This window comes from Pseudomonas sp. OG7, assembly GCF_014192825.1.
GTDB classification, from domain to species: domain Bacteria; phylum Pseudomonadota; class Gammaproteobacteria; order Pseudomonadales; family Pseudomonadaceae; genus Aquipseudomonas; species Aquipseudomonas monteilii.
Genome location: NZ_JACHYK010000006.1, coordinates 165741 through 178447 on the forward strand (window position 1 = coordinate 165741; position 12707 = coordinate 178447).

The 12707-nt window shown below is 62.6% G+C and carries 13 protein-coding genes; 6 read left to right on the top strand and 7 right to left on the bottom strand.

What is annotated here, in order from left to right; translation table 11 throughout:
* The first annotated feature begins 68 nt into the window (after window positions 1-68).
* On the top strand, window positions 69-674 hold the full coding sequence (locus tag FHW75_RS16295; protein ID WP_016713656.1) for a flavin reductase family protein: 606 nt from the start codon (window positions 69-71) through the stop codon (window positions 672-674).
* On the opposite strand, the gene FHW75_RS16300 is transcribed toward FHW75_RS16295, so the two are convergent.
* Both FHW75_RS16300 and FHW75_RS16305 read right to left on the bottom strand, forming a co-directional pair.
* Window positions 675-941, bottom strand: a complete 267-nt coding sequence (locus tag FHW75_RS16300) for a hypothetical protein (RefSeq protein WP_016713655.1) — start codon at window positions 939-941, stop codon at window positions 675-677. It lies immediately after the preceding gene.
* A gap of 16 nt (window positions 942-957) precedes the next feature.
* Window positions 958-1251, bottom strand: a complete 294-nt coding sequence (locus FHW75_RS16305; RefSeq protein WP_019097253.1) for a putative quinol monooxygenase — start codon at window positions 1249-1251, stop codon at window positions 958-960.
* Window positions 1252-1453: 202 nt separating this feature from the next.
* Here FHW75_RS16305 and FHW75_RS16310 point away from each other — a divergent pair, with 202 nt between their 5' ends.
* Complete coding sequence (locus FHW75_RS16310) at window positions 1454-2374, top strand: AraC family transcriptional regulator (RefSeq protein WP_025753919.1); 921 nt, start codon at window positions 1454-1456, stop codon at window positions 2372-2374.
* Between the two features lie 73 nt (window positions 2375-2447).
* Here the strand turns inward: FHW75_RS16310 and FHW75_RS16315 are convergent, their stop codons facing one another.
* On the bottom strand, window positions 2448-4085 hold the full coding sequence (locus FHW75_RS16315; protein WP_019097255.1) for a 5-guanidino-2-oxopentanoate decarboxylase: 1638 nt from the start codon (window positions 4083-4085) through the stop codon (window positions 2448-2450).
* A 114-nt stretch (window positions 4086-4199) separates the two neighbouring features.
* Here FHW75_RS16315 and FHW75_RS16320 point away from each other — a divergent pair, with 114 nt between their 5' ends.
* A complete protein-coding gene (locus FHW75_RS16320; protein WP_016713651.1) occupies window positions 4200-5075 on the top strand; it encodes a LysR substrate-binding domain-containing protein in 876 nt (291 codons plus the stop codon).
* A 36-nt stretch (window positions 5076-5111) separates the two neighbouring features.
* Here the strand turns inward: FHW75_RS16320 and FHW75_RS16325 are convergent, their stop codons facing one another.
* On the bottom strand, window positions 5112-5726 hold the full coding sequence (locus FHW75_RS16325) for an NAD(P)-dependent oxidoreductase (protein ID WP_016713650.1): 615 nt from the start codon (window positions 5724-5726) through the stop codon (window positions 5112-5114).
* A 27-nt stretch (window positions 5727-5753) separates the two neighbouring features.
* Window positions 5754-6629, bottom strand: coding sequence for an MBL fold metallo-hydrolase (locus FHW75_RS16330; protein WP_016713649.1), 876 nt, complete (start codon window positions 6627-6629; stop codon window positions 5754-5756).
* A 102-nt stretch (window positions 6630-6731) separates the two neighbouring features.
* Here FHW75_RS16330 and FHW75_RS16335 point away from each other — a divergent pair, with 102 nt between their 5' ends.
* Window positions 6732-7637 (top strand): LysR family transcriptional regulator, encoded by a 906-nt coding sequence (locus FHW75_RS16335; protein ID WP_019097257.1) that lies wholly within the window; start codon window positions 6732-6734, stop codon window positions 7635-7637.
* A 257-nt stretch (window positions 7638-7894) separates the two neighbouring features.
* Here the strand turns inward: FHW75_RS16335 and FHW75_RS16340 are convergent, their stop codons facing one another.
* Window positions 7895-8764, bottom strand: coding sequence for an oxaloacetate decarboxylase (locus FHW75_RS16340; RefSeq protein WP_016713647.1), 870 nt, complete (start codon window positions 8762-8764; stop codon window positions 7895-7897).
* A gap of 361 nt (window positions 8765-9125) precedes the next feature.
* Here FHW75_RS16340 and FHW75_RS16345 point away from each other — a divergent pair, with 361 nt between their 5' ends.
* Window positions 9126-10577 carry an MDR family MFS transporter gene (locus FHW75_RS16345; protein ID WP_016713646.1) on the top strand — a complete coding sequence of 484 codons (1452 nt, stop codon included), beginning with the start codon at window positions 9126-9128 and terminating at the stop codon, window positions 10575-10577.
* A gap of 83 nt (window positions 10578-10660) precedes the next feature.
* On the opposite strand, the gene ttgR is transcribed toward FHW75_RS16345, so the two are convergent.
* The gene (gene ttgR / locus FHW75_RS16350; RefSeq protein WP_019097258.1) at window positions 10661-11293 is read right to left on the bottom strand and encodes an efflux transport transcriptional regulator TtgR; all 633 of its coding nucleotides are present in this window, start codon (window positions 11291-11293) and stop codon (window positions 10661-10663) included.
* 257 nt (window positions 11294-11550) lie between these two features.
* Between ttgR and ttgA the strand changes: the two genes are divergently transcribed.
* Window positions 11551-12705, top strand: coding sequence for a toluene efflux RND transporter periplasmic adaptor subunit TtgA (gene ttgA, locus FHW75_RS16355; protein WP_019097259.1), 1155 nt, complete (start codon window positions 11551-11553; stop codon window positions 12703-12705).
* The last annotated feature ends 2 nt before the right edge of the window (window positions 12706-12707 follow it).

Sequence of the window (12707 nt, forward strand, 5' to 3'; positions counted from 1 at the left end):
AGACGGGCACAGGCTTGGCACACTAGGCACCTCGTAACCCAGGAGGTGGGCCAGCAAGCCCAGCACAGATGTATTACTACGAACCCGCCAAAGGCCACGGCCTGCCCCACGACCCGTTCAACGCTATCGTCGGCCCCCGCCCCATCGGTTGGATCTCCTCGCAAGACCGTGAAGGCCGCCTGAACCTGGCGCCCTACAGCTTTTTCAACGCGTTCAACTACATCCCGCCGATCATCGGTTTCTGCAGCGTCGGGCGCAAAGACAGCCTGAACAACATCGAACAGACCGGCGAATTTGTCTGGAACCTGGCCACCCGCCCGCTGGCTGAGCAGATGAACCAGAGCTGCGCACCGGTTGCGGCCGAAGTAAACGAATTTGAATTGAGCGGCCTCACTGCCACGCCGTCGAGCATCGTCAACGTACCGCGCGTGGGGGAAACACCCGTGGCCTTCGAGTGCAAGGTCAGCCAGATCGTGCAGCTCAAGCGGGCAGACCAGGCGCTGGTGCCCAGCTGGCTGATCCTGGGTGAAGTGGTGGCGGTGCACATTGCCGAGCACCTGCTGAAAAACGGCATCTACGACACCGCTGCCGCCGAACCGATCCTGCGTGGCGGTGGCCCGGCGGACTACTTCGAGCTGGGCAACCTGTTCAAGATGGCCCGCCCGCCGGCCTGATCACCAGATCAGCTCGCCCTCTTCGCTTACGCCTTGCAGGCGTTGCAGCTCGGCCGTAGCCGCTTCGTCGGCGGCCACGGCCCCCTTGAACACCTGCCCGTCCAGTACCTTGTGAAAACGCGGCGCGCCGCCCATGCCCAAGGCCTTGACCGCGATAGCCGCGTTGTAGCCGCCCCCCTCGACCGGGACCATTGCCGAAACTGCTTCGAAATGCGGGAATTCCCTACGTGCCATGTTGCTATCCACTTGATTGAACAAGGCGGTCATTTTACCCCATCACTGATCAATCGAAGGTATGCAGGTCCAAGCTGCTGACCACCTGTGCCTGTACCAGCTCGCCAAACACCTCCAACGTTGGCGAAGCAAAGTAGCCACTCATCGCCTGCTGGTCCTGCCAGCTACCGCTGAGTAACCAAAGGTCGGCATCCGCCTGGGAGCGCTGCACCGTGAAACTCAGGCAACCCGGCGCCCGCAGCGAGGGTTCGAGCAGGTCACGCAGTCGCGCACCCAACTCGGCTGAGCGCCCGCTGCTGGCACGGATGAAAGCAAGGTGGGTGACCGGTTGTGTTGAGGTCATTGCACAATCTCCTTGAAGCAGGCGGACGGAAAAGCCAGGCTGCCAAGGTTAGGGGCTACCTCGCGCGACGCGTTAGGCCATTACTGCATGCCGATTGCCTAATCCTGCAGCGCGACAGGATCAGGCAATCGACGTGCAGCTTTCGACTAGCGCCCGTCCTTGCCCAAACCTATGCTGCGTCGGTCAGCAGAGGAAATCCACCATGACCACACCGACACCCATCGACCCGCCCCTGGAATTGCAGCGCCAGGAGCTTGCGGAACTGATCCGCCGCCATGCCGGCGATCCCCACGGCCCGGCCTCGGCCATCGATGGCTTGTTCCTGGTGCGCTACACCGAGAACGTGCGCTCGGTGCCGACTCTCGCTCAACCCGCGCTGTGCATCCTGGCCCAGGGTAGCAAAAGCCTGTTCCTCGGTGACGAACAATATGCCTACGACCCGCTGCACTACATGGTGGTTTCGGTAACCTTGCCACTGAGCGGCGTAAAGCTCGACGCCAGCCCCGAACACCCCAGCCTTGGGTTGCGCATAGACCTGGACCCGGCAGAGATCAGCCAGCTGATTGCCGAGAGCGGGCCGATGCTGGTGCCTAACCGGCCTTCCGGCCGCGGTTTGTATGTGGACAGAACCGATGCGCCATTGCTTGATGCCCTGCTGAGGTTGATCCGACTGCTGGACACGCCGCGCGATATCGCGATGTTGGCGCCGTTGTTCCGCCGTGAAATTCTCTACCGTTTGTTGCGCGGGCCACAGGGTTATCGGCTGTACGAAATTGCCTTGGCCAACAGCCAGACGCACCGGGTTTGCCAGGCCATTACCTGGCTCAACAACAACTATCAACAGCCGCTGCGTATCGAGGACCTGGCCCGGGAGGTCAACCTCAGCACCTCGACCCTGCACCACCGCTTCAAGGCCGTGACGTCAATGAGCCCGTTGCAGTACCAGAAGCAGCTGCGCCTGCAGGAGGCGCGCAGGTTGATGCTCAATGACGGGCTGGAGGCGGCGGTGGCGGCTTATCGGGTGGGGTATGAAAGCCCATCGCAGTTCAGCCGGGAGTACAGCAGGCTGTATGGAGCGCCGCCGATTCGGGATGTCGCCAGATTGAGAGCCACTGCTGTCTAGGACTTTTTGGTGGCTGTACCGGCCTCTTCGCGGGCTCGCCCGCTAAAGGGCCGGTACAGGCAACAGCTTCACTTCAACCCAAAACTGTCCCTTGCCACTGATTCTGGTCAACCTGAATCAAGGTAGGCCCCTTGCGTTCCACCGCCTGCCCCAGCGCCGCCTGCAACTGCGCCACATTCGTCACATTCTCCGCCGCAGCCCCCAACGCCCGCGCCACGCCGATGAAGTCCGGCGTATGAATATCCACGCCAACCGGCTCGATCGCCCGGTTGACCATGTACTTCTTGATTTCCTCATACCCCTGGTTATTCCACAGCAGCACGATCAGCGGCACCTGCGCCTCCACCGCGCTGGCCAGCTCCGGCAGGGTGAATTGCATACCACCATCGCCAATCAGGCACACGGCAGGCGCACGCTGGCAGATTTGCTCCGCACTCCCGAGCCAGGCGCCCATGGCCGCAGGTAGCGCATAACCCAGGGTGCCATAGCCGGTCGAGGCATTGAACCAGCGACGTGGCTGATCCATGTCCAGGGTCAGGTTGCCGGTGTACACCGGCTGGGTCGAGTCGCCCACCAGAATGGCATTGGGCAGGCGCTCAAGAATGGCGCTCAGCAAACGCGTCTGGCTCAATGTCGGCTGATCCCAGCCTGCCGCCAGAGCCTTGCGCAGGTTGGCCACCCGGGCCACACCCCAGGTGCTTTCACGCACGGGTTGCGGCTGAGCCTGCAAAGCAACGAGCAGCGCTTCGGCGGCCAATTCGGCATCAGCCACCAGCGCCAGCTCCGGCAGGTAATTGCGCACGGTCTGGTCCGGGTCGATATCGATGCGCAGCAGGCTTCCCGGGATCTCGAAGCCACCCTTGAAGGTCACGTCATAATCGGTTTCGGCCAATTCGGTGCCGATCGCCAGCACCACGTCGGCCTCGGCGACGAGCGCCCGCGTGGCAGGCAACGACTGGGTCGAACCGATTTGCAGCGGGTGGCTGGCCGGCAGCAAACCCTTGGCATTGATGGTCAACGCCACCGGTGCCTGAAGGTGTTCGGCCAGGCGTGCCAAGGCAGCACCGGCTGCCAACGCGCCACCGCCGGCCAGAATCAACGGCCGCTTTGCACCGGCCAGGCGCTCGGCCATCTGTGTTACAGCTTGCGGGGCAGCCCCCGCACGGCTACCGCGCACGGGCCGGCCCGGCAGCAGGAAATCGGCCGGTTCGACCAGCACGTCTAGCGGGATTTCGATATGCACCGGGCGTGGTCGGGCGCTGTCGAACACGGCAAATGCCCGGGCCAACACCTGCGGCAGGTCTGCTGCACTCATCAAGGTGTGGGAAAACGCAGCCACCCCCGACACCAGCGCCGCCTGGTTGGGCAGCTCGTGCAGCTTGCCACGGCCACCGCCCAACTGGTCACGGGACTGCACGCTGGAAATCACCAGCATCGGGATCGAATCGGCATAGGCCTGGCCCATCGCCGTGGTGATGTTGGTCATGCCTGGGCCGGTGATGATGAAGCACACTCCGGGTTTACCACGGGTGCGCGCATAGCCGTCAGCCATGAACCCGGCACCCTGCTCGTGGCGCGGAGTGATGTGTCGAATGGACGAACCCGCCAGCCCGCGATAGAGCTCCACGGTATGCACACCGGGAATGCCGAAGACATGGTCCACGCCATAGCCTTCAAGGAGTTTGACCAGTACTTCGCCGCACGTTGCCATAAGGGTTCACCATGAATCTGCTTGGGTTATGTGCTTATTGGACCCAACCCACGACTACCACCACAATGCAAAAAAACACATACTAGCCATGTCCTGTAATCATGGCTTATCGCAATGAAACGCCTACCGCCCTTACCCGCCCTGTACACCTTTCTGGTGACCGCCCAGCACTGCAACTTCACCCGTGCCGGGCAACAGTTGCACATCACGCAAGGCGCCGTCAGTCGCCAGATCGCGGCCCTGGAGGAGCACCTGGGGTATGCGCTGTTCCAGCGCCAGGCCCGTGGGCTGAGCCTGACCCGTGAAGGCCAGGATTGGCTGCCACGGGTGCAGCAGGTGTTCGCACTGATCGAACAAGGCGTGAATGAGGTGGGCGGACGCAGCACGACCTTGCAGCTCAAGGCACCCACCTGCGTGATGCGTTGGTTACTGCCACGCCTGATGGAGTGGCAAGCACTGCGCCCGGATGTGCCGGTGGAGCTGACGACTACGGTGCAGCACGGGGTGGACTTTCGCCGGGAGGGCTTCGATGCGGCAGTGGTCTATGGCGACACGCCGAACCACGGGTTACAGGTGCGCAAGTTGTTCGATGAACAGCTGACGCCGGTGTGTGCGCCGTCGCTATGCGACGGGCCAATACCCTTGCGGCAGGTGGATGACCTGTCGCGGCACATGTTGCTGCACCCCTCGCGGGACGAGCATGACTGGCGGTTGTGGTTGCAGGCGGCCGGGGTGACGTTGGCCGCTCATGGGCCCAAGCAGCACTTCGAGACGCTGGACATGGCAATGGCCATGGCCTCGCAGGGGACCGGAGTGGCGATTGGCGACTGGTCGCTGATTGGTGATGACCTGCGCGGGGGGCGGCTATGCATGCCATTTGCGCTGAAGGTGATGACCGGTAAGGCGTACTACCTGGTGAGCCAGGCCAGGAGCTTGCCGCCGGGGTTGGTGGAATTGCTGGACTGGCTGGAGAGCCAGGCCAGCCTATGAAGGCCTCTTCGCGGGCGTGCCCGCGAAGGGGGCGACTCAATACCCGACGGTAAAACGCTGCCGCGTATGCGCCGGCTTTTCCAGCTCATCGATCAAGGCAATCGCAAAGTCGGCGAAGGTGATCCAGCTTTTGCCGTCTGCACCAATCAGCAGATAATCCTTGCCCAGCGTGTACCGCCCACTGCGCTCACCTTCAACGAACTCCGCCGATGGCGACAGGAAGGTCCAGTCCAGGTTCGGCTCCCGCTGCAACGCCTCCAAAAAGCGCACGCCTGCAGTCGCCTCGGCCTTGTAGGCTTCCGGGAAGTCCGGGCTGTCGATCACCCGGTGCCCCGACGGCAACAGCAGGCTGCCCGCACCGCCTACCACCAGCAAGCGCCTGACCCCGGCCCGCTTGACCGGCTCGATGATCGCGTGCGGCTCGATGGTCGAGAAATGCGCGGCGCTCAGCACGGCATCCACGCCCGCGACCGCGGCCTGCAGGGCCGCGCTGTCCTTGGCATCCAACGCCTTGACAGTCACGCCTTCCCGGCCCTCCAGTTTCGAAGGGTCACGGGCGATGGCCAATACACTGTGGCCACGGCGCAGGGCCTCTTCCAGCAACTGGCTGCCAGCACGACCAGTGGCACCAATGATTGCGATCTTGCTCATGGGATACTCTCCATCAATTGAACGGAATTACCACTTCATCTCGCCCTTGGCGACCTTGGCTCCCAGCTCCAGGGAGCTTTCATCGGCCAGGCCCGGGTAACGCTGCTTCATCGCCTCGATCAAGGCACCCGCGTCTTTTGCCTTGGCCGTTTCGGCATCGAAGTCACGAATGTAGTTCGCCGTGAAACGCACAGCCTCCAGCGAGCGGCTGCTGTCCCTCAGGTAGTGACCCGGGATGACCGTACGCGGCGCCAGCGCTTCGATGTGCGCCAGGGTGCCGAGCCAGTCGGCATGCGACTGGGCCGTCTGGGTATCGGCCATCCACACATGAATGTGCTCGGACACCACCACGCCGCCGACCACCGCCTTGATCGACGGGATCCACACAAAGCTGCGGTCTGGTTGCGGACCGTCAAGGCCAACCACCTCAAGGGCCTGCCCTTCCAGCGTCAATCGGTTGCCTTCCAGTACCTGTGGCAACACCAGCCGTGCCGGTTTGTCCGCCCCCATCTGCGGGCCCCAGTACGCCAGCTTGGCGTCCATGGTCTGACGGATATGCGCGACAGTGGCGGCCGAGGCCAGCACCTTGGCGTCGGGGAAAGCGTTTGTCAGGGTGTCCAGGCCGAAGTAGTAATCCGGGTCACCGTGGCTGATATAGATGGTAGTCAGGTGCTTGCCGCCAGCTCGCAGGCGCTGCACCAGTTGCTGGGCCTGGGCCTTACCGAACTGGGCATCGACCAGCACGGCATCGTGCTCGCCACTGACAATCACCGAACTGACCGGGAAGATGGCCTCATGCCCAGGGTTGTAGACTTCCAGCTTCAAGGGTTCGGCGGCCAGCGCCGGGCCGGCCAGGGTAACGCAGGCCAGCAGCAGGCCGCGCAAGGGAGTGAACAGGGACATTGGCAACGCCTTCCAGATAACGTTGGCCAACAGCTTAGTTGCCCGATCCATGACAAAAAATGCGATGCTCGAACATAGTTTGTTTCTGAAACCGGGCAAATCATGGACCGTCTCAACGCCATGCGCGTTTTCGTCACCGTCGTCGACCTGGGCAGCCAGTCGGCAGCGGCGGATCATTTGCAGCTATCGCGGCCGGTGGTGTCGCGCTATCTGGCAGAGCTGGAAGACTGGGTGGGCGCGCGCCTGATGCAGCGCACCACACGCAAGCTCAGCCTCACCGCCGCCGGCCAGGAAACCCTGCCACGCTGTCGGCAGTTGCTGGAGTTGGCCGGTGACCTGCAGGCTGCCGTGCAACAGCCAGATGACGCGCCCAAGGGCGCATTGCGCATCAGCGTCAGTACGTCCTTTGGCCAGGCGCAACTGGTGGATGCGGTGGCTGCCTATGTGCGGCGCTACCCAGGCGTGAAGGTGGAACTGCAGATGCTCGACCGTACCGTCAACCTGGTGGATGAGCGTATCGACCTGGCCATCCGCACCAGCAACGACCTGGACCCCAACCTGATCGCCCGGCGCCTGAGCATATGCCGCTCGGTGGTGTGTGCGTCCCCCGCCTACCTGCTTGAGCATGGCACGCCGCAGCGGGTCGAAGAACTGAGCCGGCACAACTGCCTGACCCATGCCTATTTCGGCCATAGCCTGTGGCATTTCGAGGTGGGCGGCCAACAGATCGCCGTGCCGATAACAGGGAACATCAGTGCCAACGAAGCCATGACATTGCAAAAGGCCGCGCTGGCTGGCGCGGGTATCGCCATGCTGCCAACCTACCAGGCCGCCGATGCCCTGCGCCGGGGCGAACTGGTGCGCCTGCTGCCCGAGGCAAAGCCCCGCGAACTGAACCTGAATGCGGTGTACACGTCACGCAAGCACATGCCGCCCACCTTGCGCAGCATGCTGGATTTTCTGGTGCAGCGGTTCAAGGACGAACCCGAGTGGGACCGGGATCTGTGATGTAACGTGAGAAATGACCTACGATTAAAGGTATCACCTGTCGCTGTAACAGGAGGTGAGTACCATGGGCATCAAATCAAGAAGAGTCGCCCTTGTCATGGCCCTGACTGCTGTCGCAGGGCTGTACGGCTCAGCCTGTTGGCGCGCCGAGCTGCTACGCAGCCAGCCCAGTGCCGCCAACAGCTGCGAGCAGGCACATTGCGTGCCTCACACCGCAACCTTGAGCGCCGTCCGTTGAGTTGACGGCGCGCCGCCGGTCACTCTTCCACGCTCATGTATTCCTTGGCCCAGCGGATGTAGTCCTCGGGCTGGGTGTAGGTGTGCGAGAGTTCGGTCGCGCTGAGGTTTTCCGACTTGTTCTGCTGGCCACGTTGCAGGCGCAGGCAGTCGTAGGTGGCCTTGATGGCAGCAAAGTAGGCCGCGTGACCATCGACCACGATACGCACGCCCAGGCGCGCCAGGCGCTCGTCATCGCGCAGGTTCGGGTTGCCATAGGTGACCAGCATCAGCGGTACGGTCAGGTGCTCGGCAATTTGCTCAAGCTGCTCGAAGTCTTTTACCCCCACCATGCAGATACCATCGGCACCGGCTTTCTGGTAACTCTGGGTGCGCACGATGATTTCTTCGGTGGTGAGCACGCCTGCGTTGGTGCGGGCAATGATCGACAACGACGAGTCGACCCGCGCCTCCAGCGCCGCACGAATCTTGCCAACGCCCTCCTCGACCGGAATCAGGTCGGTGGACTTGCGCCCGAACTGGGCGGGCAGCAGGGTGTCCTCGATGGTCAGCGCAGCCACGCCGGCGCGCTCCAGCTCGATCACCGTGCGCATCACGTTCAATGCGTTGCCATAGCCATGGTCGGCGTCAGCCAGGAACGGCAGCTGCGCTACCCGGCCAATACGGGTGGCTTGTTCGACGAACTCGCTGAGGGTAATGAGGGCAAAGTCCGGCGCGGCCAATACCTGCAACGAAGCAACGGAACCACCGAGGATACCGACCTCGAAGCCGAGGTCTGCGGCAATGCGCGCCGACATCGGGTCGAACACCGATGCAGTGTGGTAACAGGAACCTGAAGCGAGCAGCTCGCGGAAGGCAAAACGCAGATCTTGATGGGAAGCCTTGGGCATGATCACTCCGCAATTTAAGTTGAAATTTGAACGGTAACTACCGACCCCTGTAATCGGGTCTACCTGACCTGTTCCAACCGTCGCCATCTGGGCGGTCATGCTCGACATGCAGGCAGAGGAATAAAAGGTGTGGGAGACAGCACACTGAAAAACCTGCGGCAGAATGTTGCACCAAGCTGGTGCGGGCCGCGAATTTCAGCCTCTGTGGCATACCAACGATATCACGCAGCCATGCAGCACTGGATGAATGCGCCAATGCCGATTCGGCATAGGGGATGCAGATAGTACATAGGAAGCTACCTAACTCAGGTTACAATCCGACTTGCCCAAAGAGGCCGTAACAGACAGACAAGGTATTCCCGTGACCGCCGCCCTGCCCCCCACCACCCTGCGCAACGTGCTCACCGCTCTCATGCTGGCCATTTTCCTCGGCGCACTGGACCAGACCATCGTCGCTGTCTCGCTGCCGGCAATCTCGGCCCAGTTCAACGATGTCGGCCTACTGGCCTGGGTCATCTCCGGCTACATGGTGGCGATGACCGTGGCCGTGCCGATCTACGGCAAACTGGGCGATCTGTACGGGCGGCGGCGGATGATCCTGACCGGTATCAGCCTGTTCACCCTGGCCTCCATCGCGTGCGCCATGGCCCAGGACATGCAACAGCTGGTGCTGGCCCGTGTACTGCAAGGCATTGGCGCGGGCGGCATGGTCTCGGTCAGCCAGGCGATCATCGGCGATTTCGTGCCACCGCGTGAGCGCGGCCGCTACCAAGGTTATTTCAGCAGCATGTACGCCGTGGCCAGCGTCGCCGGGCCAGTGCTGGGCGGCTGGCTGACCGAGTACTTGTCGTGGCGCTGGGTATTCTGGATCAACCTGCCGCTGGGGCTGGTTGCCTTGTGGGCGATCCGCCGTGCCCTCGGTGGCATGCCGGCGCAACGCCGCGAGGCCCAGGTGGATTACCTCGGTGCCGTGCTGCTGATCCTCGGCCTGGGCAGCTTGTTGCTGGGCATCACCTTGGTCGGTCAGGGCCACGCCTGGATTGATCCTGCCGTACTGGCCCTGTTCGCCTGCGCTGTACTGGGCCTTGCGTTGTTCATCGCACATGAGCGGCGCTGCCCGGAGCCGCTATTGCCCTTGGGCCTGTTCAGCAATCGGGTGGCGGTGCTGTGCTGGGGGGTGATCTTTTTCGCCAGCTTCCAGTCGATTTCCCTGACGATGCTCATGCCGTTGCGCTACCAGGGCATCACGGGTGCTGGCGCCGACAGCGCCGCGCTGCACCTGTTGCCACTGGCCATGGGCCTGCCCCTTGGCGCCTTCACCGGCGGTCGCATGACCAGCCGCACGGGGCGCTACAAGCCGCAGATCCTGGCCGGTGCATTGTTGATGCCCGTGGCCATTTTCGCCATGGCGCTGACGCCGCCACAATCGGCTTTGCTCAGCGCGCTGTTCATGCTGCTGACCGGCATCGCCTGCGGGCTGCAGTTCCCGACATCGCTGGTGGGCACGCAAAGCGCGGTGGAAAGCAAAGACATTGGTGTGGCCACCAGTACCACCAACCTTTTCCGTTCGCTGGGCGGGGCCATGGGCGTGGCCTGCATGTCCAGCCTGTTGCTGGCGCTGCTGCATCAGGGCGGATTTGAAATGCTGGGTAACCCGTTGCTGGGGAGCCTGAAGGCCGGTGAAGTGGACTTGGTGACACAGGCGCGCCTGACTGAAACATTCCGTCATTTGCTGATGGGGAGTGCCCTGATTGCGGTGCTCGGGCTGGCAGCAGCAGTGGCATTGCCCGACCGGCAACTGCGGGGGCGCTGAGGCACGGGGCCACCCGCCGGCCCCGCCTTTAATCCCCGCTTAATACAAAGGGGAAACACTCCCTCACAATCCTTAACAAACTGTCATTTGCGCAGCGCCGGGCTCAAGCGCAGCATATCTAACCCGGTGTCGACCCATTGTTCGACATCACCCAACAGATCGACACTGTCAGGCAGCAACAGCCAGCGCCCGATCAGGCCATCGACATAGGCAAACATGGCCACCGCCGCGCGCTCGACATCCAGCTCGCCAGGCAATTGGCCCCGGCGCACGGCATTGGCCAGCGCCAGGGTGATGCCCTTGTGGCAATCCAGCACCGCGCCCTGGCGCTGCTGGCGAATTTCACACATGTCATCGGTGAACTCGCACTTGTGATGCAGGATTTCATTGATACGCCGGGTTCGGGCATCGAGCACCAGCTCGTTGAACACCTGCAACAACAGCTTGCGCATGCAGCCAAGCGGGTCGACTTCGTCCTCGCTTTCGCTGGCCCGCGCCAAATGGTCATGGGTCTCGTGCAGGCTGTCGAGCAGCGCCTGCACCAGTTCGGCCTTGTTGTTGAAGTGCCAGTAGATCGCCCCGCGCGTCACACCCGCCAGTTCGGCGATGTCGGCCAGGGTGGTTCGCGCAACCCCGCGCTTGTAGAAGGCCTTTTCCGCCGCCTCGATGATCTGGGCGCGGGTTTCCTGGGCTTCCTCTTTGGTTCGACGGACCATGGCAGTACAACCTCATCTGGACCGAACGCGCAGCGCGTACGGGGAACGCTCCGGGGGCACCTCTGCAGGGGGCCTCGCGGATGAGCTAATCAAGGGCTGTGGCGGTACCTCAGTACAACTCAGCGGTATTTACAAACAACCATGAATGTAAGTATATTCCTTAGCAAGCTATTTATCCACCGGATAGCAACTTTTCCAGATCAAGACACTTCCACTACTCTTGAGCGTCTCCCTGCTCCAGCGACCCGAGGATCCTCATGCAATTCAAGCCAGCCGTTACCGCTCTGGTTTCCGCCGTCGCCCTGGCAACCCTGCTCAGTGGCTGTAAGAAAGAAGAAGCAGCGCCAGCGGCGCAGGCTCCTCAGGTCGGCGTCGTGACCATCCAGCCCCAAGCCTTCACCCTGACCTCGGAATTGCCGGGGCGTACCAGTGCCTACCGCGTCGCCGAAGTGCGCCCGCAGGTCAACGGCATTATCCTCAAGCGCCTGTTCAAGGAAGGCAGTGAGGTCAAGGAAGGCCAGCAGCTCTACCAGATCGACCCTGCCGTGTACGAAGCCACCCTGGCCAATGCCCAGGCCAACCTGCAGGCTACCCGCTCGCTGGCCGAGCGCTACAAGCAACTGATCGACGAGCAAGCCGTTTCCAAACAGGAATACGACGACGCCAATGCCAAACGATTGCAGGCCGAGGCTTCGCTGAAAAGCGCCCAGATCGACCTGCGCTACACCAAGGTGCTGGCACCGATCAGTGGCCGTATCGGCCGTTCTTCGGTCACCGAAGGTGCGCTGGTGAGCAATGGCCAGAGCAACGCCATGGCCACCATCCAGCAGCTCGACCCGATCTACGTCGACGTCACCCAGTCCACCGCCGAGCTGCTCAAGCTGCGCCGTGACCTGGAAAGCGGCCAGTTGCAGAAGGCCGGCGACAACACCGCCTCGGTACAGCTGGTGCTGGAAGACGGCAGCCTGTTCAAGCAGGAAGGTCGTCTGGAGTTCTCCGAAGTCGCGGTTGACGAGACCACCGGCTCGGTCACCCTGCGCGCCATCTTCCCCAACCCCGACCACACCTTGCTGCCTGGCATGTTCGTGCATGCGCGGCTGAAGGCCGGTGTCAACGCCAACGCCATCCTGGCGCCGCAACAGGGCGTGACCCGCGACCTCAAAGGCGCGCCGACCGCGCTGGTGGTCAACCAGGAGAACAAGGTCGAGCTGCGCCAGCTCAAGGCCAACCGTACCCTGGGCAGCGACTGGCTGATCGAGGAAGGCCTCAACCCGGGTGACCGCCTGATCACCGAAGGGCTGCAGTACGTGCGCCCGGGCGTCGAAGTGAAGGTCAGCGAAGCCACCAACGTCAAGAAGCCGGCCAGCCCTGATCAGGCCAACGCGGCGAAAGCAGACGCCAAAGCGGAGTAAAC

What these genes read in the sequence shown, in the direction of transcription:
- FHW75_RS16295 (WP_016713656.1), top strand. Translation starts at nt 69, where the DNA reads ATGTATTACTACGAACCCGCCAAAGGCCACGGCCTGCCCCACGACCCG.
- FHW75_RS16300 (WP_016713655.1), bottom strand. Translation starts at nt 941, where the DNA reads ATGACCGCCTTGTTCAATCAAGTGGATAGCAACATGGCACGTAGGGAA.
- FHW75_RS16305 (WP_019097253.1), bottom strand. Translation starts at nt 1,251, where the DNA reads ATGACCTCAACACAACCGGTCACCCACCTTGCTTTCATCCGTGCCAGC.
- FHW75_RS16310 (WP_025753919.1), top strand. Translation starts at nt 1,454, where the DNA reads ATGACCACACCGACACCCATCGACCCGCCCCTGGAATTGCAGCGCCAG.
- FHW75_RS16315 (WP_019097255.1), bottom strand. Translation starts at nt 4,085, where the DNA reads ATGGCAACGTGCGGCGAAGTACTGGTCAAACTCCTTGAAGGCTATGGC.
- FHW75_RS16320 (WP_016713651.1), top strand. Translation starts at nt 4,200, where the DNA reads ATGAAACGCCTACCGCCCTTACCCGCCCTGTACACCTTTCTGGTGACC.
- FHW75_RS16325 (WP_016713650.1), bottom strand. Translation starts at nt 5,726, where the DNA reads ATGAGCAAGATCGCAATCATTGGTGCCACTGGTCGTGCTGGCAGCCAG.
- FHW75_RS16330 (WP_016713649.1), bottom strand. Translation starts at nt 6,629, where the DNA reads ATGTCCCTGTTCACTCCCTTGCGCGGCCTGCTGCTGGCCTGCGTTACC.
- FHW75_RS16335 (WP_019097257.1), top strand. Translation starts at nt 6,732, where the DNA reads ATGGACCGTCTCAACGCCATGCGCGTTTTCGTCACCGTCGTCGACCTG.
- FHW75_RS16340 (WP_016713647.1), bottom strand. Translation starts at nt 8,764, where the DNA reads ATGCCCAAGGCTTCCCATCAAGATCTGCGTTTTGCCTTCCGCGAGCTG.
- ttgR (WP_019097258.1), bottom strand. Translation starts at nt 11,293, where the DNA reads ATGGTCCGTCGAACCAAAGAGGAAGCCCAGGAAACCCGCGCCCAGATC.
- ttgA (WP_019097259.1), top strand. Translation starts at nt 11,551, where the DNA reads ATGCAATTCAAGCCAGCCGTTACCGCTCTGGTTTCCGCCGTCGCCCTG.